The 23,328-nt window shown below is 72.7% G+C and carries 23 protein-coding genes; 8 read left to right on the top strand and 15 right to left on the bottom strand.

The window, feature by feature from the left end; genetic code table 11:
* Window positions 1–14: 14 nt before the first annotated feature.
* Window positions 15–974, bottom strand: coding sequence for a zf-HC2 domain-containing protein (locus ABZZ79_RS04160; RefSeq protein ID WP_356686251.1), 960 nt, complete (start codon window positions 972–974; stop codon window positions 15–17).
* Window positions 971–1,672 (bottom strand): RNA polymerase sigma factor SigE, encoded by a 702-nt coding sequence (gene sigE / locus ABZZ79_RS04155; protein ID WP_356686665.1) that lies wholly within the window; start codon window positions 1,670–1,672, stop codon window positions 971–973. The genes ABZZ79_RS04160 and sigE overlap by 4 nt, the downstream gene beginning before the upstream one ends.
* 180 nt (window positions 1,673–1,852) lie before the next feature.
* Here sigE and ABZZ79_RS04150 point away from each other — a divergent pair, with 180 nt between their 5' ends.
* Window positions 1,853–2,605, top strand: a complete 753-nt coding sequence (locus ABZZ79_RS04150; RefSeq protein ID WP_356686663.1) for an O-methyltransferase — start codon at window positions 1,853–1,855, stop codon at window positions 2,603–2,605.
* Between the two features lie 168 nt (window positions 2,606–2,773).
* Here the strand turns inward: ABZZ79_RS04150 and ABZZ79_RS04145 are convergent, their stop codons facing one another.
* Window positions 2,774–2,941, bottom strand: coding sequence for a DUF3117 domain-containing protein (locus ABZZ79_RS04145; RefSeq protein ID WP_003966491.1), 168 nt, complete (start codon window positions 2,939–2,941; stop codon window positions 2,774–2,776).
* A gap of 386 nt (window positions 2,942–3,327) precedes the next feature.
* Between ABZZ79_RS04145 and ABZZ79_RS04140 the strand changes: the two genes are divergently transcribed.
* A complete protein-coding gene (locus ABZZ79_RS04140; protein WP_356686249.1) occupies window positions 3,328–4,131 on the top strand; it encodes an enoyl-CoA hydratase-related protein in 804 nt (267 codons plus the stop codon).
* A gap of 495 nt (window positions 4,132–4,626) precedes the next feature.
* Here ABZZ79_RS04140 and ABZZ79_RS04135 read toward each other — a convergent pair whose 3' ends face one another.
* Window positions 4,627–5,214: a DNA-3-methyladenine glycosylase I gene (locus tag ABZZ79_RS04135; protein ID WP_356686248.1), complete on the bottom strand. Its 588-nt coding sequence runs from the start codon at window positions 5,212–5,214 to the stop codon at window positions 4,627–4,629.
* Window positions 5,211–5,564, bottom strand: a complete 354-nt coding sequence (locus tag ABZZ79_RS04130) for a DivIVA domain-containing protein (RefSeq protein ID WP_356686246.1) — start codon at window positions 5,562–5,564, stop codon at window positions 5,211–5,213. Before ABZZ79_RS04130 ends, ABZZ79_RS04135 begins: the two co-directional genes overlap by 4 nt.
* 117 nt (window positions 5,565–5,681) lie before the next feature.
* Here ABZZ79_RS04130 and folP point away from each other — a divergent pair, with 117 nt between their 5' ends.
* Entirely contained in the window at window positions 5,682–6,542 is an 861-nt protein-coding gene (folP, locus tag ABZZ79_RS04125; protein WP_356686244.1) for a dihydropteroate synthase, read from the top strand.
* Window positions 6,543–6,548: 6 nt separating this feature from the next.
* Here the strand turns inward: folP and ABZZ79_RS04120 are convergent, their stop codons facing one another.
* The gene (locus tag ABZZ79_RS04120) at window positions 6,549–7,325 is read right to left on the bottom strand and encodes a TIGR00730 family Rossman fold protein (RefSeq protein ID WP_356686242.1); all 777 of its coding nucleotides are present in this window, start codon (window positions 7,323–7,325) and stop codon (window positions 6,549–6,551) included.
* A 146-nt stretch (window positions 7,326–7,471) separates the two neighbouring features.
* Entirely contained in the window at window positions 7,472–8,551 is a 1,080-nt protein-coding gene (gene dapE / locus ABZZ79_RS04115; RefSeq protein ID WP_356686240.1) for a succinyl-diaminopimelate desuccinylase, read from the bottom strand.
* A 238-nt stretch (window positions 8,552–8,789) separates the two neighbouring features.
* Here dapE and ABZZ79_RS04110 point away from each other — a divergent pair, with 238 nt between their 5' ends.
* Both ABZZ79_RS04110 and ABZZ79_RS04105 read left to right on the top strand, forming a co-directional pair.
* Window positions 8,790–9,704, top strand: a complete 915-nt coding sequence (locus ABZZ79_RS04110; protein ID WP_356686238.1) for a heavy metal transporter — start codon at window positions 8,790–8,792, stop codon at window positions 9,702–9,704.
* A gap of 307 nt (window positions 9,705–10,011) precedes the next feature.
* Window positions 10,012–10,461 carry an ATP-binding protein gene (locus tag ABZZ79_RS04105; RefSeq protein ID WP_356686236.1) on the top strand — a complete coding sequence of 150 codons (450 nt, stop codon included), beginning with the start codon at window positions 10,012–10,014 and terminating at the stop codon, window positions 10,459–10,461.
* Window positions 10,462–10,537: 76 nt separating this feature from the next.
* Here the strand turns inward: ABZZ79_RS04105 and ABZZ79_RS04100 are convergent, their stop codons facing one another.
* Window positions 10,538–11,635, bottom strand: coding sequence for a bifunctional succinyldiaminopimelate transaminase/glutamate-prephenate aminotransferase (locus ABZZ79_RS04100; RefSeq protein ID WP_356686234.1), 1,098 nt, complete (start codon window positions 11,633–11,635; stop codon window positions 10,538–10,540).
* A gap of 145 nt (window positions 11,636–11,780) precedes the next feature.
* On the bottom strand, window positions 11,781–12,101 hold the full coding sequence (gene fdxA / locus ABZZ79_RS04095) for a ferredoxin (protein ID WP_010474859.1): 321 nt from the start codon (window positions 12,099–12,101) through the stop codon (window positions 11,781–11,783).
* Between the two features lie 140 nt (window positions 12,102–12,241).
* On the opposite strand from fdxA, the gene ABZZ79_RS04090 reads away from it, so the two are divergent.
* Window positions 12,242–13,303 carry a GNAT family N-acetyltransferase gene (locus ABZZ79_RS04090; protein WP_356686232.1) on the top strand — a complete coding sequence of 354 codons (1,062 nt, stop codon included), beginning with the start codon at window positions 12,242–12,244 and terminating at the stop codon, window positions 13,301–13,303.
* Window positions 13,304–13,382: 79 nt separating this feature from the next.
* Window positions 13,383–14,234 (top strand): transglutaminase-like domain-containing protein, encoded by an 852-nt coding sequence (locus ABZZ79_RS04085; RefSeq protein WP_356686230.1) that lies wholly within the window; start codon window positions 13,383–13,385, stop codon window positions 14,232–14,234.
* Between the two features lie 406 nt (window positions 14,235–14,640).
* On the opposite strand, the gene ABZZ79_RS04080 is transcribed toward ABZZ79_RS04085, so the two are convergent.
* The 4 genes from ABZZ79_RS04080 to ABZZ79_RS04065 all read right to left on the bottom strand — a co-directional run bounded on the left by ABZZ79_RS04080 (window position 14,641) and on the right by ABZZ79_RS04065 (window position 18,713).
* Window positions 14,641–16,884 carry a hypothetical protein gene (locus tag ABZZ79_RS04080; RefSeq protein WP_356686228.1) on the bottom strand — a complete coding sequence of 748 codons (2,244 nt, stop codon included), beginning with the start codon at window positions 16,882–16,884 and terminating at the stop codon, window positions 14,641–14,643.
* Window positions 16,885–17,081: 197 nt separating this feature from the next.
* Entirely contained in the window at window positions 17,082–17,492 is a 411-nt protein-coding gene (locus ABZZ79_RS04075; protein ID WP_356686226.1) for a DUF6113 family protein, read from the bottom strand.
* Window positions 17,489–18,346 (bottom strand): N-acetyl-1-D-myo-inositol-2-amino-2-deoxy-alpha-D-glucopyranoside deacetylase, encoded by an 858-nt coding sequence (mshB, locus tag ABZZ79_RS04070; protein ID WP_356686224.1) that lies wholly within the window; start codon window positions 18,344–18,346, stop codon window positions 17,489–17,491. Before mshB ends, ABZZ79_RS04075 begins: the two co-directional genes overlap by 4 nt.
* Before the next feature lie 172 nt (window positions 18,347–18,518).
* A complete protein-coding gene (locus ABZZ79_RS04065) occupies window positions 18,519–18,713 on the bottom strand; it encodes a hypothetical protein (protein ID WP_356686222.1) in 195 nt (64 codons plus the stop codon).
* A 180-nt stretch (window positions 18,714–18,893) separates the two neighbouring features.
* On the opposite strand from ABZZ79_RS04065, the gene ABZZ79_RS04060 reads away from it, so the two are divergent.
* Window positions 18,894–21,014, top strand: a complete 2,121-nt coding sequence (locus ABZZ79_RS04060) for a prolyl oligopeptidase family serine peptidase (protein ID WP_356686220.1) — start codon at window positions 18,894–18,896, stop codon at window positions 21,012–21,014.
* Between the two features lie 123 nt (window positions 21,015–21,137).
* On the opposite strand, the gene ABZZ79_RS04055 is transcribed toward ABZZ79_RS04060, so the two are convergent.
* Together ABZZ79_RS04055 and ABZZ79_RS04050 are read right to left on the bottom strand one after the other, a co-directional pair.
* Window positions 21,138–22,358: a dipeptide ABC transporter ATP-binding protein gene (locus tag ABZZ79_RS04055; RefSeq protein ID WP_356686218.1), complete on the bottom strand. Its 1,221-nt coding sequence runs from the start codon at window positions 22,356–22,358 to the stop codon at window positions 21,138–21,140.
* On the bottom strand, window positions 22,351–23,325 hold the full coding sequence (locus ABZZ79_RS04050; RefSeq protein ID WP_356686216.1) for an ABC transporter ATP-binding protein: 975 nt from the start codon (window positions 23,323–23,325) through the stop codon (window positions 22,351–22,353). Before ABZZ79_RS04050 ends, ABZZ79_RS04055 begins: the two co-directional genes overlap by 8 nt.
* Window positions 23,326–23,328: the final 3 nt, after the last annotated feature.

Raw genomic sequence — 23,328 nt, 5'->3', positions numbered from 1 at the left:
CGCGCAGGGGACGGTCAGCGGTCCTGGGCCGTGGACTCGTCGGGGACCGGCGTCTTGAACAGGCCGGGCACCTCACCGCCGTGGGCCGTGGACCAACTGCTCAGACCGAGCAACGGGGTCGACGCGAAGGGACGTATGAGCGGGGACATGACGGCCGCGCCCGCCACCACGGGCGTGGTGATGGGGTGCTGCGCGGTCGACTCGTGGGCGGCGGTCATGCCCGGCAGCAGCGGCGCGGACACATCCGTCGCGGCGACCGCGGCATCCCCGACGGACTGACGACCGCCCTGCTCCTGGGCGAGCAGCGCACCGCCCGCGCGGCGGCGCTGGTTCTCGGGGGTGGTGGTGGCACCCGTGCCGCCGGAACGGGCCGGGGTGACATTGGAGCCGTTGCCCGAGCCGCCACGGGCCTCGGCGGTGTCGGCGGGCATGCCCGTGGTCACCCCGCCGAGCGCGATCGCGGCGAGGGACACCGCGCCGGCGGCCGCGAGCCCGAAGCGGCGACCGCGGGAGGAGCGGTCGGCGTCGGGGCGCCCGACGTCATGGATGCGGAAGCCACGTCCGGCGGCCGGGCCGGACGGCAGGACGGCGGCGTGCGAGTCCGCGGGGACGAAGTCGAACTCGAAGCGCTCGCCGCGCCTCACTCCGAACACCCCGGCGGGCCTGCCGCCGAGTCCGGCGAATCCTCCCCCGGGCGACAGCGGACCGCCGCCGGAGTCACCTCCTGCGGGCAGCCCTTGGAGGCGGGCCAGGAAACTCTCGGACAGGGGCGGCGGGGCGGCCTCCGCGAACACGTTCTTCAGCCGACGCTGGGCGTCGACCTCGGCCTTGCACTTCGGACAGGTCGCCAGATGCGACAGCACGCGCTCACGCGTGTCATGACCGAGCTCACCGTCGACCAAGGCGGCGAGTCGGTCTCCCAGATGCTGCTCTGCGAGTTGTTCCTCCGCAGGTTTCGGCCAAGATCCGCTCACGCTGTCGCGCCCCCTCCCCCCAGAGCGGGGATACGGGCGGCGAAGGAGCGGCGCTCGGCACGCGCCTCCGGCGACCGGTGGGCGAGAGCCTTGCGCAGCTGGGACCGGCCGCGGTGGATACGGGAGCGCACGGTGCCGAGCTTGACACCCAGGGTCGCGGCGATCTCCTCGTAGGACAGCCCCTCGATGTCGCACAGGACGACGGCGGCGCGGAACTCGGGCGCCAGGGTGTCCAGGGCCTGCTGGACGTCGGCGTCGAAGTGCGCGTCGTTGAAGACCTGCTGGGGGGACGGCTCACGGCTGGCCAGCCGCTCGGCCGCGTCCTCGCCCAGGGTGTCGAAGCGGATGCGCTGCTTGCGGCGGACCATGTCCAGGAAGAGGTTCGTGGTGATGCGGTGCAGCCAGCCCTCGAACGTGCCCGGCGAGTAGGTCGACAGGGAACGGAAGACGCGGACGAAGACCTCTTGTGTCAGGTCCTCGGCGTCGTGCTGGTTGCCCGTGAGGCGGTAGGCGAGCCGGTAGACGCGGCCGCTGTGCGTGCTGACGATCTCCTCCCACGTGGGCGGAGTCCACGCCTGCCCGTCCGCGTCGGTGGAGAAGGTCGCGGTGCGGTCGAGGCCAGCGGCGTGGCTGTGGTCAGCAGCGGTGTCGGTCACGGATTTCGGCCTACCCGCCGATCCGAGAAAGCGCCGCAGCACTCCTCCCCGATCCACAGGCGCAGCCGCACCTCCCCTGTCAGCTCTGGTGGTGTCCAGCGGAGCCCCTACCATAGCCACCTCGTCCGTTAGCTCCGGATAAGCGGTTTTACGAGAAATTGATCTGTGCTGGTACGGCTCATGCGGCTGCGTCAGCACTTGCTCGTCACCCCGCCCGTCATCGTGATCCAACCGTGTCCCCCCGTGTGCGTTCACACCCTTCTAAACGCCTGGTCCCATCTGCGGGTTCCCGTCCCCAACGGATACAGTCACGCCGAGGCAACCAGGGGACAGGAGAGGGTCATCACCGGCAACCGGCAGACGAGCTGGGCGTTCGCCGACGCCTATGTCGCCGAGGACGAAGCACTGCGCTGGGCCCGGGAGCGGGCCCGGGAGGCGGGGCTGCGCTCGGTGACGCCCGGCACGGGCGCCGCGCTGGGGTTGCTGGCCGCTTCCGTGGACGCCAAGGCGGTCGCGGAGATCGGCACCGGTACCGGAGTCTCCGGAATCCACCTGCTGCACGGCATGCGCCCCGACGGCGTTCTGACCACGGTCGATCCCGAACCCGAGCACCAGCAGTTCGCCCGCGAGGCCTTCCGCGCCTCCGGCTTCGCCAGCAACCGGGCCCGGTTCATCCCCGGCCGCGCGCTCGACGTCCTCCCCCGCCTCGCCGACGCCGGCTACGACCTCGTCTTCTGCGACGGTGACCGCCAGGAGGTCCTGGAGTACCTCGCTGAATCGTTGCGTCTGCTGCGTCCCGGCGGCCTGGTGGTCTTCGAGGGCGTCTTCGCCAACGGCCGCACGGTCGACTCCGGGCCGCAGCCCACCGAGGTGGTCCGGCTGCGGGAGCTGCTGAGGGCCGTGCGGGAGAGCCAGGAGCTGGTGACCTCGCTGCTGCCGGTCGGCGACGGACTGCTGTGCGCGGTCAAGAGGTGAACCCGGCCGGGTGCGGCTCGCCCGCTCCGAACCCGCCCCGGTGCGCCTCGCCCGGCCGCTGACCGGGCAAGCCGTCCTTCCTCCCAGCGGGCGCCCCGGCCCGGAAATACGGGCGCCCCGGCACCTGGTGCGGTGCCGGGGCGGCCGAAAGGTACGGTCGCTTGCGCGTCAGCCCACAACCTTCTTGAGGGCATCGCCGAGCGCGTCGGCCTCATCAGGGGTCAGCTCGACGACAAGCCGACCGCCGCCTTCGAGCGGAACGCGCATGACGATGCCCCGCCCCTCCTTGGTCACCTCGAGCGGGCCGTCGCCCGTCCGCGGCTTCATGGCCGCCATGCTCGTTCCCCTTCCTGAAACCAGCTCATCGTCAAAGCCGACGGCCCGCTGAAGGGGCACGCCCCTAGGGAGGGCACGCGCGGTCCTTTCGCAGGACACGCGACACCGGCATCGAACACATTGCTTCCAAGCCATTATCCCGCATCTCACGACCCGATGACCAACATCAGTCGGCATCGCTTGGGCAACGCGCGCGAGCAAAACCACCCAATTCGGCGATGTGGCTGCGATACTGCGCCGCCGCACGGCCACGGGGCGGCCGGGAAGCGTCTCTTTTTCTTTGACGCAGGTCACACCTCCGTCGATGGTCGGGTCCGCCATGCTGTCCTTCGGACACAAAGGCGTACCGGCCGGTACGCCTTGCCGCGACACCGGAGGGGTGCCCCATGGCCGACACCGTGCTCTACGAGGTGAGCGACGGGCTGGCGACGATCACGCTGAACCGCCCCGAGGCGATGAACGCGCTGAACGTGGCGACGAAGGTCGCGCTGCGGGACGCGGCGCAGGAAGCCGCCGCCGACACCGCCGTTCGGGCGATCCTGCTGACCGCCGCGGGGGAGCGGGCCTTCTGTGTGGGCCAGGACCTCAAGGAGCACATCGGGCTGCTCGTCGCCGACCGGGAGGCGGGCGGGGGGCAGACGATGAGCACGGTGCGGGAGCACTACAACCCGATCGCGCGGGCGCTGATGGAGGCGCCCAAGCCGGTGGTCGCCGCGGTGAACGGGGTGGCCGCCGGGGCCGGGTTCGGGTTCGCCCTGGCCGCGGACTACCGGGTGGTCGCCGACACCGCCTCCTTCAACACGTCCTTCGCGGGTGTCGCCCTCACCGCGGACTCCGGGATCTCCTGGACGCTGCCGCGCGTGATCGGGCCCGGCCGGGCCACCGACCTGCTGCTCTTCCCACGCAACATCTCGGCGCAGGAGGCTCTGGAGCTGGGGATCGCGAATCGGGTCGTCTCCGCGGGGGCGCTCCGCGCGGAGGCGGAGGCGGTGGCGCGGGGGTTGGCCGAGGGGCCGACGGTGGCGTACGCCGCGCTGAAGGAGTCCGTGGCGTACGGGCTCACCCACTCCTTCTCCGAGACGCTGGAGAAGGAGGACGAGCTGCAGGGGCGGGCCGGGGCGTCCGAGGATCACGCCATCGCCGTGCAGGCGTTCGTGAACAAGGAGAAGCCGAAGTATCTGGGGCGGTAGGGGTTCGGCTGCTTCCGTGCGGCTTGGGAGTGCGGGGCGTTGTTGCCTTCGCCGCCCGGGCGGCGGAGCGGCGTCTCGGCGCAGCCCTGCGGGCCTTTGGGGGCCTTCGCGGCGCTTCCGGGTGCGGGTGCGTCGTGGGGTTCGCGCAGTTCCCCGCGCCCCTCTCCGGGGACTCCGCGCCGCTGTCCGGGTGCAGGTGCGTCCTGGGGTTCGCGCAGTTCCCCGCGCCCCTCTCCGGGGGCTCCGCGCCGCTGTCCGGGTGCGGGTGCGTCCTGGGGTTCGCGCAGTTCCCCGCGCCCCTCTCCGGGGGCTCCGCGCCGCTGTCCGGGTGCGGGTGCGTCGTGGGGTTCGCGCAGTTCCTCGCGCCCCTCTCCGGGGCTTCCCGCCGCTGTCCGGGTGCGGGTGTGGGTGCGTTGTGGGTTTGCGCAGTTCCTCGCGCCCCTTTGGGGACTCCGTGCTCGTGGGGTGGGAGGCGTTTCGGTGTGCCCTTGCCGCTCAGTCGGCGTTTCTGCTCACGCAGGTGTCCAAGTGGTCGTCGACCAGGCCGCACGCCTGCATCAGGGCGTACGCCGTCGTGGGGCCCACGAAGCGGAGGCCCTGCTTCTTTAGGGCCTTGGACAGGGCCGTCGACTCCGGGGTGACCGCCGGGACGTCGGAGAGGGTTCTGGGGGCCGGGCGGGTGGTGGGGTCCGGGGCGTGGGACCAGATCAGGGTGTCCAGGTCGCCCGGGGCCCAGTCCGCGAGGACCTTGGCGTTGGCCATCGTCGCGTCGATCTTGGCGCGGTTGCGGATGATGCCGGGGTCGGCCAGGAGTCGCTCACGGTCGGCGTCGGTGAAGGCGGCGACCTCGGCGATCTCGAAGCCCGCGAACGCGGACCGGAAGCCGGGGCGGCGGCGCAGGATCGTGATCCAGGACAGGCCCGACTGGAAGGCCTCCAGGCTGAGGCGTTCGAAGAGGGCGTCGTCGCCGTGGACGGGGCGGCCCCACTCCTCGTCGTGGTAGCCGACGTAGTCCTCGGTGGACAGGGCCCAGGGGCAGCGCAGGGCGCCGTCCGGGCCCGGGATGGCCGTGCCGTCGCTCACCGCTGGTCCTCCGGTCCGGGCTTGTCCATCCGCACCGGACCGGCCGCGCGGGCGCCGGCCAGGGCGGACTCAAGGTCTGCGATGCGGGAGTCACGCTCGGCGAGCTCGACACCGAGGCGGTTGAGTGCGTCGTCGACGTCGGACATCCGGTAGCCGCGGGCGGCCAGCGGGAAGCGCAGCGCGTCCACGTCGGCGCGCCGCACCGGGCGGTCGGACGGCAACGGGTCCCGCAGGCGCTCGGGCGGCGCCTCGGGCAGGGGTCCGCTGCCCTCGCCGCCGCCGACCACGGCGAGGGTGACCGCCGCGACGACGATGGCGAGCGCGAGAACCAGGAACAAGAACATAACCATCGCTGACGTCCCCAGGATCGGCGCCGAATGTGTCAGGGTCCGATCGTGCCATGCGACGCTGACAGTTAGGGTCGCAGACGGCCGAAGACCAGCGCGAACGAGGAGAGGTCACAGGGGATGCTCAGGCTGGGCAGGCGGGAGTTCGACCCGCGCGAGCCGGTGATCATGGCGATCGTGAACCGGACCCCGGACTCCTTCTACGACCAGGGGGCCACCTTCCGGGACGAGCCCGCCCTCGCGCGCGTGGAGCAGGCCGTGGCCGACGGAGCCGCGATCATCGACATCGGCGGTGTCAAGGCGGGCCCCGGCGAGGAGGTGTCGGCCGAGGAGGAGGCGCGGCGCACGGTCGGCTTCGTCGCCGAGGTGCGGCGGCGCTTCCCGGACGTGGTGATCAGTGTCGACACCTGGCGGCACGAGGTCGGCGAGGCCGTGTGCGAGGCGGGCGCGGACCTGCTCAACGACGCCTGGGGCGGGGTCGACCCCAAGCTCGCGGAGGTCGCCGCGCGCCACCGGGTGGGGCTGGTGTGCACGCACGCGGGCGGCGCGCAGCCGCGGACCCGCCCGCACCGGGTGACGTACGACGACGTCATGGCGGACATCCTGCGCGTGACGGTGGGGCTCGCCGAGCGGGCGGTGGCCCTAGGGGTGCCGCGCGAGTCCGTGCTGATCGACCCCGGGCACGACTTCGGCAAGAACACCCGGCACAGCCTGGAGGCCACCCGGCGGCTGCCGGAGATGGTGGAGACCGGGTGGCCCGTGCTGGTGTCGCTGTCGAACAAGGACTTCGTCGGCGAGTCCCTGGACCGTCCGGTCAAGGAGCGGGTGCTGGGCACCCTCGCGACGACCGCGGTGTCCGCGTGGCTGGGCGCGCAGGTGTACCGGGTGCACGAGGTGGCCGAGACCCGTCAGGTGCTGGACATGGTCGCGGCCATAGCGGGCCACCGGCAGCCGGCGGTGGCCCGCAGAGGCCTGGCCTGACGTCCGTCAGGCCGGAGGGAGCTGGTCCCGTCCGGCTTCCTTGGACACCAGCGCGACGGCCTCGTCCACGTCGTCCGTGACGTGGAACAGCAGCAGGTCCTTCCCGGCGGCCTTGCCCTCGGCGATCACCGTGTCCTTCAGCCAGTCGACCAGGCCGCCCCAGTACGCGCTGCCGAACAGCACGATCGGGAAGCGGGTGACCTTCTGGGTCTGGACGAGGGTGAGGGCCTCGAAGAGTTCGTCGAGGGTGCCGAGGCCGCCGGGCAGGACCACGAAGCCTTGGGCATACTTCACGAACATCATTTTCCGGACGAAGAAGTACCGGAAGTTCAGGCCGATGTCGACGTACGGGTTCAGCCCCTGCTCGAAGGGCAGCTCGATGCCCAGGCCGACGGAGATGCCGTCGGCCTCGCAGGCCCCCTTGTTCGCGGCCTCCATCGCGCCCGGACCGCCGCCGGTGATGACCGCCCAGCCGGCCTCGACCAGGCCGCGGCCGAGGCGGACCCCGGCCTCGTACTCCGGGGAGTCCGGGCGGGTGCGGGCCGAGCCGAACACGCTGATCGCGGGCGGGAGCTCGGCGAGCGTGCCGAAGCCCTCGATGAACTCCGACTGGATGCGCAGGACCCGCCAGGGGTCGGTGTGCACCCAGTCCGAGGGTCCGCCCGCGTCCAGCAGCCGCTGGTCGGTGGTGCTGGCCGTGACCTGGCCGCGCCGCCGGAGGACCGGGCCCAGGCGCTGTTCCTCCGGGGGCTGCTTCTTCCCCTCGGGGTTTCCGGTAGCCATGTGCGCTCCCTCCGCTCGGGTCTTTCCGTCTCAGCGTAGATCTACGCGGGTTACGCGCGGGGGACGTCAGCATGTCTGCCATGCAGCCGGCGGTTCCGAGTCGGGCAGCCGGCGCGTCCGGCCGCCCTTCGATCACCGGGACGCGGTCAGGCCGTGAGCCAGTTCCGCAGGCGCTCCTCGCCCGCGAGGATCTTCGCCGTCTCGACGCGTTCGTCGCGCTTGTGGGCCAGGTGCGGATTGCCCGGACCGTAGTTCACGGCCGGGACGCCGAGGGCGCTGAAGCGGGACACGTCCGTCCAGCCGTACTTGGGCTGCGGGGTGCCGCCCACGGCCTTGATGAACTCGACGGCGGCCGGGTGGGACAGGCCGGGCAGGGCGGCGCCGCTGTGGTCGTCGACGACGAACTCCTCGACACCGCAGTCCGCGAACACCTCCCGCACGTGCGCGACGGCCTCCTCGGGCGTGCGGTCGGGCGCGTAGCGGAAGTTGACGGCGACCACGCACTCGTCGGGGATGACGTTGCCGGCCACGCCGCCCTCGATGCGCACGGCGTTCAGGCCCTCGCGGTACTCCAGGCCGTCGATGACAGGGTGGCGCGGCTCGTAGGCGGCGAGGCGGGCCAGGATCGGGGCGGCGGCGTGGATGGCGTTGGAGCCCATCCAGCTGCGCGCGGAGTGGGCACGCTCGCCCTTGGTCCTCAGCAGCACCCGCAGCGTGCCCTGACAGCCGCCCTCGACCTCGCCGTCGGACGGCTCCAGCAGCACCGCGAAGTCGCCGGCCAGCCAGTCCGGGTGCCTGTCGGCGACATGCTTGAGGCCGTTGAGGTCGGCGGCGACCTCCTCGTTGTCGTAGAAGACGAACGTCAGGTCGCGGTTGGGCTCCGGGACGGTGGCCGCGATGCGCAGCTGGACCGCGACGCCCGCCTTCATGTCGCAGGTGCCGCAGCCCCACAGCACGCCGTTCTCGTCCAGGCGCGAGGGGACGTTGTCCGCGATGGGGACGGTGTCGATGTGCCCGGCAAGGATCACGCGCTCGGACCGGCCGAGGTTCGTGCGGGCGACGACGTTGTTGCCGTAGCGGTCGACCCTGAGGTGCGGCAGGGAGCGCAGGGCGCTCTCGACGGCGTCCGCGAGGGGCTTCTCGGTGCCGCTCTCGGAGGGGAAGTCCACGAGCTGCGCGGTCAGCAGGGCGGCGTCCAGAGTGAGGTCAAGCGGGGTATCGGCCATGGCCTCGACCCTAACCCTCCACGGCCCCCCACACCCCTGCCCGAGCCTCGGTCCCGTCCCCCGCACACTCCGGCCCGAGCGCCCTGTCCCGTCCCCCACGCACCCGTGCCCGAGCGCCCTGTCCCGTCCCCCGCACACCTCTGCCCGAACCCGCCCGCCCGTCCTCCGCACACCCGTTCCGGGTGTTTTGTCCAACCGGCACGCCGCAGGTCGGACAGGCTCCGCTACCTTGTACGGCGTGTCCGAGCAGTTCCCCACCACCCCGAGGCGTCGCAGCCGTTCCGGCGCGGCGCTGCTCGTGCTGCTCGCGCTCGCGGGCTATCTCGTCGTGCAGTACGTCAGCGGCGGCGCCGGTGCGCCGGACTGCCGGGTCGTCGCGGCCGACGGGGACGGCACCGCGTACGAGTTCACGCCGGAGCAGGCGGTGAACGCGGCGACGATCACGGCCGTGGGCGTGAACCGGGGGCTGCCGGAGCGGGCGGTGACGATCGCGCTGGCCACCGCCCTGCAGGAGTCGGCGCTGCGCAACATCGAGCACGGCGACCGCGACTCGCTGGGCCTGTTCCAGCAGCGGCCCTCGCAGGGCTGGGGCACACCGCGGCAGATCATGGACCCGGCGTACGCGGCGGGCGTGTTCTACGAGCACCTGGAGAAGGTGCCCGACTACGAGAAGCTGCGGCTCACCGACGCCGCTCAGCGGGTGCAGCGCAGCGGCTATCCGCTGGCGTACGCCAAGCACGAGCGGGACGCCACGCTGCTCGCGGCCGCGTTGACCGGGCGCGCGGCGGCCACGCTGACCTGCGAGGGCCGTGCGGTGGGCGATGGCGGCGGCACGGGCCCGGACGCGGTGCGCTCGGCGCTGGTGCGGGACTTCGGGCGCGACGCGATGGCCCAGGCGGGCGCGGAGGTCGGCGCGACCGGCGCGACCGGCGCCGCCGGTGCGGCCAGGACCAGCGGGCGGACGGTGACCGTGCCGGTGGAGGGCCGCGAGCACGGCTGGCAGGTCGCGCACTGGGCGGTGGCCAACGCCTCGGCCCTGCGCGTCGAACGGGTGTCGTACGGCGGCCGGGAGTGGACCGCGGGCACCACCGACAGCGAATGGCGTCCGTCGGCGGCCGCGTCGGACGCCGTACGAATCGTCACCGTGCACTAGTACGACACCTCACCCGCAGGGGTCATGCGGTGCGCCGGGGCCGGAGATGTGCGCAGGTTTTCGCGACGTCACTCCCGCGAACGCCGAAACCCTTGGAGAGCAAGGGCCGTAAGGATTCCGCAAACCTGAGCCACAGACTCCCTTTGCCCGTTTTTATCCACAGCAGATAATGCGACGCACTACCAACTCTTTACGTTATCCCGCCGCAACCTCGGCGGACTTCGAGCGGTAGTCACGGTGTCCGCGCCCCGTCAACAGCCTGGCGCGGCCGGACACATTCCACGTTCTCTCCCGTCGAAGGAGCATCATGACCCTCCCCCTCTCCCGCCGGATCGCCCGTGCCGCGCTGCTCGTCGCTGCGGGGGCGGCGGCCGGGGTCGGTGCGGCCGGCTCCGCGAGCGCGGCCCCCGAACTGCCCCAGACCCCGAACCTGACCGGCCTCGCCACCCCTGACACGGCGAGCCTCGGCACCACCGCCGACGGGGCGGCCCGCAACGTCACCGGCCTCGCGGGCGCGACCGGCGGCCAGACCGTCGAGAAGTCCGTCCCGGCCGTGGGCAAGACCGGCGGCAAGGCCGCGAAGACGGCCACTCCCGCCGTGCAGAAGACCGCCGGGGAGGCGGCCGGCACCACCGGTGACCTCGTCGGTGACGCGGCCGGCGGCGCCACCAAGGGCGGACTGCCCACCGACTCCCTCACCCCGGGCGGCGGCCTGCCCACCGGCTCCCTGCCGGTCAGCAGCCTGCCGCTGGGCTGAGCCCGGACCGGCAGACGGCGGCGGGGCCCGGGGAACGACTCCCCGGGCCCCGCCGCCGTGTGCCAGGTATGGCCCGTCAGGCGGTCAGCCGCTTCACGGCCGCGGCCACCCGCTCGTCCGACGCCGTCATCGCCACGCGCACGAACCGCTCGCCGGCCGTGCCGTAGAAGTCGCCGGGGGCGACCAGGATGCCGCGCTCGGCGAGGTGGGCGACGGTGTCCCAGCAGGACTCGTCACGGGTCGCCCACAGGTAGAGGCTGGCCTCGCTGTGCTCGATCCGGAAACCGTGCGCGAGCAGGGCCTCCCGCAGGGCCGCGCGACGGGCGGCGTAGCGCTCGCGCTGCTCCGCCACATGCGTGTCGTCGCCGAGCGCGGCCACCACGGCCGCCTGGGTCGGCGCGGACGTCATCATGCCGCCGTGCTTGCGGATCTCCAGCAGCGGGCCGAGCACCGCCGGGTCACCGGCCAGGAACGCGGCCCGGTAGCCCGCCAGGTTGGAGCGCTTGGACAGCGAGTGCACCGAGACGAGGCCGTCGTACGAGCCGCCGTTGACGTCCGGGTGCAGCACCGAGACCGGGTCGGCCTCCCAGCCCAGCTCCAGGTAGCACTCGTCGGAGAAGACCAGCACGCCGTGCTCGCGGGCCCACGCGACGATCCGGGTCAGCTCCTCCTTGGAGAGCACCTGGCCGGTCGGGTTGGACGGCGAGTTGAGCCAGAGCAGCTTCAGCCCGGCCGGGTCCAGCTCGGTCGGGTCGTCGTAGACCTCGTACTCCGCGCGCGCCAGCCGGGCGCCGACCTCGTACGTCGGGTAGGCGAGGCGCGGATACGCGACCCTGTCGCCGGGGCCGAGGCCGAGCTGGGTCGGCAGCCAGGCCACCAGCTCCTTGGAGCCGACGATCGGCAGCACATGGCGGTGCGTGACGTCACGGGCGCCCAGCCGGCGCGTCACCCAGCCGGTGAGCGCGTCCCGCAGCTCGGGCGTGCCCCAGACCGTCGGATAGCCCGGGGAGTCGGCCGCGCCGATCAGCGCCTTCTGGATCAGCTCGGGGACCGGGTCGACCGGGGTGCCGACCGACAGGTCGACGATGCCGTCCGGGTGCGCGGCGGCCGTCTTCTTGTACGGCTCCAGCTTGTCCCAGGGAAACGTGGGAAGTCGGTCGGAGGGAGCGGACACGAGTGCTTGGCTCACTTTCTGGTACGCCGGGGACGCCTGCTGCGACGGGGACGCCCGGCACGGCAAACGCCTCGGTCCCGTACGGCGATCAGGACGGTGATCAGGACGTACGGGACCGAGGCCACGCCGGTGCGACGGGCCGCCGTCAGCCGTTCTGCGGCGGGAGCGCGGCGATGAAGGGGTGGTCGCGCTCGATCAGACCCAGCTTGCTGGCGCCGCCCGGGGAGCCCAGCTCGTCGAAGAACTCGACGTTCGCCTTGTAGTAGTCCTTCCACTCCTCCGGAGTGTCGTCCTCGTAGAAGATCGCCTCGACCGGGCAGACCGGCTCACAGGCACCACAGTCGACGCATTCGTCCGGGTGGATGTACAAGGACCGCTGGCCCTCGTAGATGCAGTCGACCGGGCACTCCTCGATGCACGCCTTGTCCTTCACGTCGACACAAGGCTGCGCGATGACGTAGGTCACGCTGTCGTTCCTCCTCGATAGGGCGCTGGCGGGCCTCCTCAGGCTCCGCCGCCTGGCGCGCGGGAGCGCGGCGTCGTCGATGCCCGCCCCTAGTATCTCCGTTCTTGGGCACGATCCGAACAGGAGGGGTGAACCGACCTGTGGAATTCTCTGCGGCAGGCCGCCTTGAGGTCCGCGTCACCGCTGCTGACGTGGGTAAACGCGTCTCGGTACGGCGGTTGAGGGACACCGACGACTCGGCAGGGAAATTCACCGACACGGTGGGTGTTCTCACATCATGGGACGACGGTGTGCTGGTGATCACAAAGCGGGACGGCGAACGCGTCCGGATCAAGGCATCCTCCCTGGTCGCGGGCAAGGTCGTGCCCGCCCGCCGGCCGACCACCGCCCCTGGAGGAGGCGCCGCGCGCCATGTGCCGACTGCCCCCGCCCGCCACAGGGGCCCCGCCGCCTCCTACGAAGAGCTCGCCCGGGTGTCCTCGCGGGCCTGGCGGCCGGTGGAGAGCGAGCGGCTCGGCGCGTGGGAGCTGCGCGCCGCCGCCGGATTCACCCGGCGCGCCAACTCGGTGCTGCCGCTCGGCGACCCGGGCCTGCCGCTGGACGACGCCCTGACGGCCGTACGGCGCTGGTACGGCGACCGCGGCCTGCCCGCCTATGTACAGACCGCCACCGGAGCCGAGGGCACCCAGGAGCTGCTGAGCGCGGAGCTGGCGGAGCGCGGCTGGGTGAACGAGGTGAGCGCCGAACTGTGGATCGGGCCCCTGGCGCCGGTCGCCGACGTGGGCGAGCCCGGCGGTGTGTCGCTGGCGCGGACCGCCGACGAGGCCTGGCTCACGCGCTACCAGCGCAAGGGGCTGGGCGAGGTGGCACTGCGGGTGCTGGGCGGCGGACCCTCCGTGTGGTTCGCGTCCGTGCCGGGCGAGGGCGGCGTCCCCGCCGCGATCGGGCGGCTGGTGGTGGACGGTCGCTGGGCCGGGTTCGCCGCCGTCGAGGTCGACCCCGCGCGGCGGCGCGAGGGCCTGGGCACGGCCGTGATGGCCGCGCTGGCCCGCCAGGCACTCGACGAGGGCGCCTTTGCCGCGTGGCTCCAGGTCGAGACCGACAACGCCCCGGCCCGCGCCCTGTACGCCGGCATGGGCTTCGCCGCGCACCACACCTACCACCACTACCGCGCGCCCGGAACATCCGGCGCGGGCCGGTAGAGCCTGTCCGACGCCGCGCACCGAGCGGGAATTCCCCGGACAGGCCCTATCGATCACTCTGAGAGGGCACCAGCCACATATGCGTCCCCCCACTCCGCCGACCCCCGAGCGATCCGCCGAGCTGCGCCGCCGCTTCACCGAGGAGGCCCGCTCCGAGCGGCCCGACCTGACGCTGCTGTGCCTGCTGGTCGCCGCGCAGGCGGACCGGACGCTGGACGAGGCGGGCATGGACGCGGTGCAGGTCGAGCTGGACGAGCTCGCCGGGCGGCTGCCGTACCGGCCTGGGTCGCCGCACGCGTGGGCGGTGGCCGTGCGGGAGCTGCTCGGCGAGCGGCTCGGGTTCCACGGGACGCCCGCGGACTACCAGCGGCTGGAGTCGTCCCTGCTGCACGAGGTCCTGCGGCGGCGCAGGGGGCTGCCGATCCTGCTGTCCGTGGTGTGGATCGAGGTGGCGCGGCGGGCCGGGGCGCCGGTGTACGGGGTCGCGCTGCCGGGGCACTTCGTGGTCGGCTTCGGCCCCACGGGGTCGCAGGTGCTCGCGGATCCGTTCGACGGGGGGCGGGTACTGACGGGGCCCGACGCTGAGCTGCTGGTCGTGGGGGCGACGGGGGCTCCGCTGGAGCCGTCCATGCTCGTGCCCAGCACGCCGCTGGAGGTGGTCTCCCGCATCCTCAACAACATCCGGGTCTGGGCCGCCGCCCGGCCGGAGCGGTCCGATGTGGCGTTGTGGGCCGTGGAGTTGGCCCTGCTGCTGCCCTCGCATCCCGCGCGGTTGCGGTACGAACGGGGGCAGGTCTTGGTGAAACGGGGCGAATTCGTGGCCGGGGCCGAGGAGATGGAGACCTATGCGGAGTTGGTCGCCGTGGTGGACGAGTCCCTGGCCGAGCGGGTGCGCGGTGAGGCGCTGTCGGCCCGGGCCCTGCTGAACTGACGGTTTCGCCTGCTTGGTGATTCTGTGTGTGCGGGTCGTGGGTGGTTCGCGGGTGCCTGCGGGTCGCGGGTGGCTGCGGGTCGTGGGCGCCTGCGGGTCGCGGGTGGTTCTCGCGCAGTTCCCCGCGCCCCCCGGGACGGCACCCGCCGATCCCTTGCCTGCGGGTCGTGGGTGGCTCTCGCGTGCGTGCGGGTCGTGCGTGGCTCTCGCGCAGTTCCCCGCGCCCCCCGCGGCGGCACCCGCCGATCCTTTGCCTGCGGGTCGCGGGTGGCTCTCGCGTGCCTGCGGGTCGTGGGTGCTTGCGGGTCGTGGGTGGTTCTCGCGCAGTTCCCCGCGCCCCCCGGGGCGGCGGAAGGGGGCAGCGGCTGTGTTGCCGGTGCCCCCTCCTGTGCCTCTTCGGCCTGGGTCAGCTCGGGTTCGTCTCGATGATTCCCGTGCGTTCCGCCCCGGTCTTGCCCCGCAGGGCCGGCCGCAGGGCGTTCACGACATCCTGCGGGAGGACGTCGCGCTTGCCGGTGGCCGTTTCGATCTGGACGCCCTCGAAAGTGCTGCCGTAGGCCGCCTGGAGTGCCTCAAGGTCGTACGTGTCGACGAGCTTGCCGTCGACGGCCTTCACTCCGAGGATCTTCGGCAGCGAGACGGGGCCGAAGTCGATCCTGTGCGCGTCGTCGACCTTGATGGTGACGAGGGCGGAGAGGGCGGGCTCCGCGAACTCCTTCATCATGCGGTCGACCTCGGCGTCGCTGATGCTCGGCTGCCGCGTGGTGGTGGGGACCTTCACGGGCGTGGCCGCGCCGGTCTCGACCTGGGTGCGGAAGGCGTCCTCGACGGCCTGGCCGGCCTGGTCGACGGCGATGCCCTGGCCGGGCTTGCCGTAGACGGCGACGGCCTTGCCCGAGGCGAAGCTGATCGTGCCCTCGGTCACCGCGCCGGAGCCGCCGGAGGCCGCCTCCAGGGCGGAGTGCAGCTTCTCCTCGTCGACCGGCATGACCGGCTCGACCACGCGCTCGTTGCCGAACAGCGAGCCGATCACCGAGATCGGGTTGTAGTCACTGGTCGCGGCCTCGCGAACGGTGGCCTGGGTGTCGAACTGCAGCCCCGCCTGGTCCGGCTTCAGCGCGACCGTGCCCGTGCCGACCGAGAGCTTGAGCGGGTTGCCGACCCGCTCGCCGAAGGCCCCTTCGAGCTTCTGGACGGCCTCGTCGCGGGTGCCGCCGCCGATGTCCACGCCGAGCACGGTGGTGCCCTTGGGCACGTCGGAGTGGTTCATCAGCAGTCCGGCGCCGTAGGCCACGCCCGCGACGGCGATCAGGCAGCCGGCGAGCAGCACCAGCTTGTTTCGGCCCTTCTTCTTCGGCCGGGCCGGCGACGCGGCGGGCGCGCTGCGCACCGGTTCGGGCAGCTTCGGCGGGGTGTGCGCCAGGGGCGCGTCGGTGGCCGGACCGGCGAAGTTCTGCGCGGCCGGGGGCACGACGGGGATACCGCTGGTGACGGTGTGGCCGGAGACGTTGTCGACCGGGCCGGCGAAGCCGCCGGGCGGTTCGGGGGCCGGCTTCTGCGGGGTGAGGATCGCGGTGTCGTCGCTGAGGCCGCCGCCGGGGCCGTGGCCGGGGTAGGCCGCGCCGGGGACGGGGGCGCCGGGCGGAGCCGCCTGGACCGGCCGCGGGGCGCCCGGGGCGCCGTGGACCGGCGGGACGACCGGGCCGTCGCCGGTCACCGGGCCGCTGGTGGGACCCGCGGGGCCCTGGGGGTCGCCCGGACCGCCACGGCCGTCGGGGCCGTTGAAGCCGCTCGCGCCACCGGGACCGGCGGGACCCTGCGGACCGCCGGGTGCGTCGGGGCCGCCGTAGCCGGGGCGGGCGCCCTGGGCGTTCTGCGGGGCGTGCCCGTGCTCGGGGGCCTGGGCGTTCTGCGCGTTCTCCGAGAAGTACGGCAGGTCGTCGCGGCGCGGCTCCTCGGCGCCGGGGCGGGCGGCGCCGGCCGCCAGTGCCTCGGTGACGTCGAAGGAGCCCGTCCCGCCGCCGTGACCGGGGGCCACCGGGCCGCCGGTCGCGCCGGGCAGGCCGGCGCCGTTGGTGCCGCCGGGGCGGGAGCCGGTCGGCATGCTCACCGAGCCGACCACACCGCCGGGACGGCCCGCGGCGGGGCGCTGGCCACCGGCGACGCGGCGCGGGGGCAGCGGCGGTGCCGCAGCGGGCGCGGCCGAAGCGGCGGGCGCGGGGGTGCCGTTGGCGGGGGTGGCGCCCTGACCCGGCTTGCCCGCACCGGACTTGCGCGGCGCGAACCAGTCGCTGGTCTTCTCCTCCGCGTCCGGCCCGGGCTCGGTGGGAGCCTCGGCGGCAGCGGGGGCGGGGGCGGTACGGGCCGGCTTCGCGGGAGCCTCGGGCTCCCCGGCGGCGGCGCCGCTCTCGGTCTCGCCGACGGGCTTGCGCACCACGACCGGCGGGATGGGCCGGGATCCGGGGATGTTGATCCGGATACGGGTGGTCAGCGTGGTCTCGGTCTTACGTTCCTCCGGCGCGGGCGAACGGCCCGCGTCCGCGCCTGCGCCGGCGACCACGGGGGTGCCGTACGGCGGCGTACCCGAGGGGTATGCGGCTCCGCCGCGCCCGCTGGGCCCAGAGGACGGACTGTCAGTTTCACGACTCAAGGCAGGTTCTCCCGGTTGGCTCCGCCGCCCGTTGCGACCTCACTCTGCTTGGGGGCTTCCCCCCGCCCGAGCCAAGTCGAGCGCCGGGGGACGTTCGGCGGCGCGCACCACCATACTGGCCGCTTGTGACGCTTATCCCGCGACCGCAGGGAAACCCACACGGGACTGACACGCACACGCGACGGCGAAGCGGTACGTCACTTCCCAAGTCGGGCAGCGGAGCCGCCCGGTTGCCGCCCCTGGGCAAGCGTGGCGCAGATCACAGCCACGGCCATGCCGCCGAGGAGGAAGAGGTAGGAGCCGCCGCCGGCGGCGAACATGAAGTCCCCTTCCGGGCGGCTGGTGGTGAGCAGGATGACGGCGATCATCCACCCGGCGCCGCTCGCCAAGGCACCGCCGCGGCCTCCGGTGGCCCGGGACGCGCCGAGGAACAGTCCGGCCGCGCCCGCGAGCGCGAGCAGCAGCCCGCCGGGGAACCAGCCGCCCTGCACCAGTGCCCCGGCCACGCCGACGACGGCGCCCAGCGCGAAGAGCAGTACATGGACGGCGATCCGAGCGACGGAGGGCATGCGCAGCGGCTGCGCGAGTGTGGAGGGACGGTCGTTCACGGTGCCTCCCCGATCCCGGCGAACAGGTCCTGGTCGTCGCCCTCGGCCCGCTCGCCGCGCACCAACTCGTAGTACTCGTCGGCGAACAGCGGCTGGGCGAGCTCGTTGGACAGCACGAAGTAGGGCTCGGCGACCTCGATCTGGGTCGCGTGCGCGCGCATCGCGGCGGCCTTGGCGGCGACCTGGCCGGAGCCGTCGAAGCGGGTGGTCACCCGCTGGTCGTCGACCACGCCCGGTACGTCCGTGACGGCGGCGCTCTTCTCCCAGGGGAGTCCGGGCAGATCCTCCTGGAGGCGGGCGAATGCCGCGTCGGCGATGCCGCGCGGCACCCGGTTCCAGTACACGCGCCGCACGGGCAGGCCCTCGGCCGCGGCCAGTTCGACCGCCCGCATGGCGACGCGGTGAGCCTGGATGTGGTCGGGGTGGCCGTAGCCGCCGTCGGGGTCGTAGGTGACGAGGACCTGTGGCCGCACCTCGCGGACGACATCGAGCAGATGCCCGGCGGCCTCGTCCACGTCGGCCCGCCAGAAGGCGGCGGGGTGCTCGTTGTCGGGCAGCCCCATCATCCCGGAGTCGCGGTAGCGCCCGGCCCCGCCGAGCTGGCGGAAGTCGGTGACACCGAGCGCCGCCATGGCGGCCCGGAGCTCCTGAAGCCGGTACTCCCCGAGAGCGTCTCCGCTCAGATGCCGCAGGTCCGCCGGAATGACCTCACCCAGCTCGCCCAGGGTGCAGGTCACCAGAGTCACCCGCACACCCCGGGCGGCATACGCGGCCATGGTCGCGCCGTTGTTGATCGACTCGTCGTCCGGGTGCGCGTGCACCAGCAGCAGACGACGCTCGGGCAGTTCCGTCATGGGGCCACCCTACGAGGCGGGCGACGCCACCGGATCGCCCGCCGCCCGGCTGACGCCCTCACCCGGCGCCTTCAGAAGGCGCCTCCTGAGGCTCGCCCCGTCCCACCCCGCACTCGCCCGGGAGCCCTCAAGCCGCGCGACTCATGCGCCGGGCAGGTGCGGAGCAGGCGCGTCAGAAGTTGATGCTCCCGATCATCCCGGCGATGTTGGTCGTCAGCTCGCTGATCGTGGGGGCGATCGTCGAGGAGGCCAGGTAGAAGCCCAGGAGCATGCAGATGACTGCGTGCCCGGCCTTCAGTCCCGACTTCTTGATCAGGATGAAGACGATGATCGCCAGCAGCACCACCGCCGAAATCGAGAGTGCCACGGCGGTTCACCTCCAGTCAGAAGCAGGTCGACAGAGCGGGCCAACGCATAAATCCATACAGGAGCCGGCGGGTTCATACCCACACAGCGTTAGTGATCATAGCTATGAGTACGTGCGCATCGCTGGGCGCACAGGTGCGCAAGGGAGCGCATGGCCAATCATCGCCAATAGGGTCGGGGCATGACGACCGAGCCTGCTGACTCCTTCCCCCGACGGCACGCCCGCACCCAGCGGTTCACGCTCGGCGCGCCGCGTTCCTTCACCGTGGCGCCCGACGGTTCCCGTGTCGCGTTCCTGCGGTCGGCCTCCGGCACCGACCGGGCCAACTCCCTGTGGGTGCTGGACCTGGCGGACGGCCGGGAACACCTCGCCGCCGACCCCCGCGCCCTGCTGGGCGGCGGCGAGGAGCGCCTGTCGCCCGAGGAGCGGGCGCGGCGCGAGCGCAGCCGGGAGGGCGGCGCCGGGATCGTCGGCTACGCCACCGACAGGGCGCTGGAGTTGGCGGCCTTCACCCTGTCGGGCCGGCTCTTCGCGGCCGAGCTGCGGGCGGGCACGACGCGCGAACTGCCCGTCGCCGGGCCGGTGATCGACCCTCGACCCGCCCCCGACGGGCGTCTGGTGGCCTATGTCGCGGGCGGTGACCTGCGGGTCGTGGGCGCGGAGGGGGCCGAGGACCGGGCGCTGGCCTCCGCCGAGGCGGACGGCGTGTCGTACGGGCTCGCCGAGTTCATCGCGGCGGAGGAAATGGGGCGTTCGCGCGGTTTCTGGTGGTCTCCGGAATCGGACCGGCTGCTGGTCGCGCGGGTGGACGACACGCCGGTGCGGCGGTGGTGGATCTCCGATCCGGCCCAGCCGGAACGTGACCCACAACACGTGCCCTACCCGGCGGCCGGGACCGCCAACGCGGAGGTGCGGCTGTTCGTGTTCGGCCTCGACGGGGCCCGCACCGAGGTCGTCTGGGACCGGGCCCGGTACCCGTATCTCGCGCATGTGCACTGGTCAGATGCCGGTGCGCCCTTGCTCCTGGTACAGGCCAGGGATCAGCGCAGCGAGCTGTATCTGGCCGTGGACCCGGACACCGGCGCGACCCGGATGGTGCACGCCGACGAGGACTCGATTTGGCTTGATCTTTTCGCCGGGGTGCCCTGCTGGTCGCCCTCCGGGCAGCTCGTGCGGATCGCCGACGAGGGCGGCGCGCGGGTGCTGGCGGTCGGCGAACGTCCCCTTACCGGGGCGCAGTTGCATGTGCGGGCGGTTCTCGACGTGGGGGACGACGACGTGCTGGTCTCGGCCTCGGCCGGGGAGGACGCGACGAGCCCCGAGATCGGCGAGGTCCATGTCTACCGGGTCAACGAGCTCGGTGTGGAGCGTGTTTCCGAGGAGCCCGGCGTGCACTCGGCCGTGCGTGCCGCGGGCGTGACCGTGCTGGTGTCGGCGACGCCGGACCGGCCGGGCTCCCAGGTGCGGGTGCTGCGGGACGGGAAGCAGTGCGCGACGGTCACCTCGTACGCGGAAGATCCTGGTCTGTCCCCGCGCATGCTGTTCACCCAGGGGGGCGCACGGCGCATCCCGTGCGCCCTGCTTATGCCTACGGACTACGACGGGGTCACTCCCCTGCCGGTCCTGCTCGACCCCTACGGCGGTCCGCACGGGCCCCGGGTGGTCGCCGCGCACAACGCGCATCTGACCTCCCAGTGGTTCGCCGATCAGGGCTTCGCGGTGCTCGTCGCCGACGGACGGGGGACGCCCGGGCGCTCGCCCGCCTGGGAGAAGGGCATCCACCACGCCTTCACGGCCTCCCTGGACGACCAGGTCGAGGCGCTGCACGACCTCGCCCGCTCCCACCCGCTGGATTTGTCCCGGGTGGCCATCCGCGGCTGGTCGTACGGCGGCTGGCTCGCGGCGCTGGCCGTGCTGCGGCGCCCCGACGTCTTCCACGCGGGCATCGCCGGGGCCCCGGTGACGGACTGGCGGCTCTACGACACCCACTACACCGAGCGCTACCTCGGCGACCCCGCCGCCGAACCCGCGGTCTACGCCGCCAACTCGCTCATCACCGACGAGGGCCTGTCCGCCCCGGCCGAGCCGCACCGGCCGCTGATGATCGTGCACGGGATCGCCGACGACAACGTGGTCGTCGCCCACGCCCTGCGGCTGTCCTCGGCCCTGCTCTCGGCCGGCCGCCCGCACGAGGTGCTGCCCCTGTCCGGGGTGACCCACATGACCCCGCAGGAACAGGTCGCCGAGAACCTCCTGCTGCTCCAGGTCGACTTCCTCAGGCGCTCCCTCGGCCTCGCCTGACACGCCGACGGGCCGGGATGACATGGCGCACCCCGGCCCGTTTTTACGGCACCCGCACGGCCGTACGCTGTTCAGCCTCGCGCGTCCGTATATCGGAATCGGGTCAGACGAGTTGCCTGCGTGTTACTCCGGCTCGCCCGGTTCCCGGGGCGGCTCGGCCCGTCCGCCTTCCGGCTCCACCGGCGGCGGCGCCCACCCGCTCCCCGGCTCCCCCGGCGGCGCCACCTGCCCCTTCTCCGGCTCCGCCCACCCGCTCCCCGGCTCCCCCGGCGGCGCCACCTGCCCCTTCTCCGGCTCCGCCCGCCCGCTGTCCGGCTCCTCCGGTGGCACCACCTGCTTCTCCTCCGCGAACAGACAGGCCGAGTCGTGGGCGGCCGGGCCGCCGGGGGCGGTCAGGTGGGGCGGGATCGCCAGGAGGGGGACCTCCTCGGCGCAGCGGGGCTGGGCCTTGAAACAGCGGGTGCGGAAGCGGCAGCCCGAGGGGATGTGGGTGGGCGACGGGACGTCTCCCACGAGGATGATGCGCTCCCGGTGCTCGCGGGCCTCCGGGTCGGGGACCGGGACCGCGGAGAGCAGGGCCTGGGTGTAGGGATGGGTGGGGTGCTCGTAGATCTCGGCGTCCCGGCCGATCTCGACGATGCGGCCCAGGTACATCACCCCGACCCGGTCGGAGATGTGGCGGACGATCGAGAGGTCGTGCGCGATGAAGACGTAGCTGAGCTCGAACTCCGCCTGGAGACGGTCCAGAAGGTTGATGACCTGGGCCTGGACGGAGACGTCGAGCGCGGAGACCGGCTCGTCGGCGACGATCACCTCGGGGCGCAGGGCCAGCCCGCGCGCGATGCCGATGCGCTGGCGCTGGCCGCCGGAGAACTGGTGGGGGTAGCGGTTGATGTACTCGGGGTTGAGGCCGACCACGTCCAGCAGGTCCTGGACCCGCTTGCGCCGGTCGCCCTTGGGAGCCACCTCGGGGTGGATCTCGTACGGCTCCCCGATGATGTCGCCCACCGTCATACGGGGGTTGAGCGAGGTGTACGGGTCCTGGAAGACCATCTGGATGTTGCGCCGGACCGCCTTGAGGGCCTTGCCGGACAGCCTGGAGATGTTCTCGCCCTTGTAGCGGATCTCGCCCGCGGTCGGCTCCTCCAGGTGGACCAGCATCTTGGCGACCGTGGACTTGCCGCAGCCCGACTCCCCCACGATGCCCAGGGTCTCGCCCTTGTACAGGGTGAAGTCGACCCCGTCGACGGCCTTGACCGAGCCGATCTGCTTCTTGAACAGGATGCCCCGGGTGAGCGGGTAGTGCTTGACGAGCCCGCTCACCTCGATGATCGGCTCAGCCATTGAGGCACTCCCTCCAGAAGTGGCAGGCGCTCTCCCGTTCCTCGTTCACCTCGTACAGCGGCGGCACGTCCGTGCGGCACACGTCCTGGGCCATCGGGCAGCGCGGGTGGAAGGCGCAACCGGGCGGGATGTGCAGCAGGCTGGGCGGCAGGCCCTTGATGGCGTACAGCGCCTGGCCCTTCTGGTCCAGGCGCGGGATGGATTCGAGCAGGCCCTTGGTGTAGGGGTGGGCGGGGGCCTTGTAGATGTCGTGGACGGGCGCCTGTTCGACGATCCGGCCCGCGTACATCACCGCGATGCGGTCGGCCACGTCCGCGACGACTCCGAGGTCGTGGGTGATCAGGATGAGCCCCATGTTGAGCTCCCGCTGGAGCTCGGCGAGCAGCTCCATCACCTGGGCCTGCACGGTGACGTCCAGCGCGGTGGTGGGCTCGTCGGCGATGATCAGGGCCGGTTCCAGGGCCAGCGCCATCGCGATCATGATGCGCTGGCGCATACCGCCGGAGAACTGGTGGGGGTACTGGCGCACCCGCTCCTTGGCGCCCGGGATGCGCACCCGGTCCATCAGCTCCACGGCCTTGGCGCGGGCGTCCTTCTTCGACATGCCCCGGTGCACCGTGAACATCTCGCCGAGCTGGTCCCCCACGGAGAGCACGGGGTTCAGCGAGGACAGCGCGTCCTGGAAGATCATCGCCATCTCCGCGCCGCGGATCCTTCGCCGCTCCTCCTCCTTCAGCTTGAGCAGGCTCTTGCCCTGGAAGAGGATCTCGCCGCCGCTGATCCTGCCCGGCGGCATGTCGAGGATGCCCATGATGGCCTGGGCGGTGACGGACTTGCCGGATCCGGACTCGCCGAGCACGGCGAGGGTCTCCCCGGCGTCGACGGAGTAGGTGACACCGTTGACGGCCTTGGCGATGCCCTCGCGGGTCTTGAACTCCACGTGCAGATCCCGGACTTCGAGCAGCATGCG

Source organism: Streptomyces sp. NPDC006458, assembly GCF_040612135.1.
Classification (GTDB): domain Bacteria; phylum Actinomycetota; class Actinomycetes; order Streptomycetales; family Streptomycetaceae; genus Streptomyces.
Note: the sequence above shows the minus strand (reverse complement) of the source record. Positions and strands in the feature narration are given on the sequence as shown.

Coding starts and splice junctions, on each gene's coding strand:
- ABZZ79_RS04060 (WP_356686220.1), top strand. CDS start 18,894: ATGACGACCGAGCCTGCTGACTCCTTCCCCCGACGGCACGCCCGCACC.
- mshB (WP_356686224.1), bottom strand. CDS start 18,346: ATGACGGAACTGCCCGAGCGTCGTCTGCTGCTGGTGCACGCGCACCCG.
- ABZZ79_RS04130 (WP_356686246.1), bottom strand. CDS start 5,564: ATGGTTATGTTCTTGTTCCTGGTTCTCGCGCTCGCCATCGTCGTCGCG.
- ABZZ79_RS04145 (WP_003966491.1), bottom strand. CDS start 2,941: ATGGCGGCCATGAAGCCGCGGACGGGCGACGGCCCGCTCGAGGTGACC.
- ABZZ79_RS04085 (WP_356686230.1), top strand. CDS start 13,383: ATGCGTCCCCCCACTCCGCCGACCCCCGAGCGATCCGCCGAGCTGCGC.
- ABZZ79_RS04120 (WP_356686242.1), bottom strand. CDS start 7,325: ATGGCTACCGGAAACCCCGAGGGGAAGAAGCAGCCCCCGGAGGAACAG.
- ABZZ79_RS04050 (WP_356686216.1), bottom strand. CDS start 23,325: ATGCTGCTCGAAGTCCGGGATCTGCACGTGGAGTTCAAGACCCGCGAG.
- dapE (WP_356686240.1), bottom strand. CDS start 8,551: ATGGCCGATACCCCGCTTGACCTCACTCTGGACGCCGCCCTGCTGACC.
- ABZZ79_RS04055 (WP_356686218.1), bottom strand. CDS start 22,358: ATGGCTGAGCCGATCATCGAGGTGAGCGGGCTCGTCAAGCACTACCCG.
- ABZZ79_RS04140 (WP_356686249.1), top strand. CDS start 3,328: ATGGCCGACACCGTGCTCTACGAGGTGAGCGACGGGCTGGCGACGATC.
- folP (WP_356686244.1), top strand. CDS start 5,682: ATGCTCAGGCTGGGCAGGCGGGAGTTCGACCCGCGCGAGCCGGTGATC.
- ABZZ79_RS04105 (WP_356686236.1), top strand. CDS start 10,012: ATGACCCTCCCCCTCTCCCGCCGGATCGCCCGTGCCGCGCTGCTCGTC.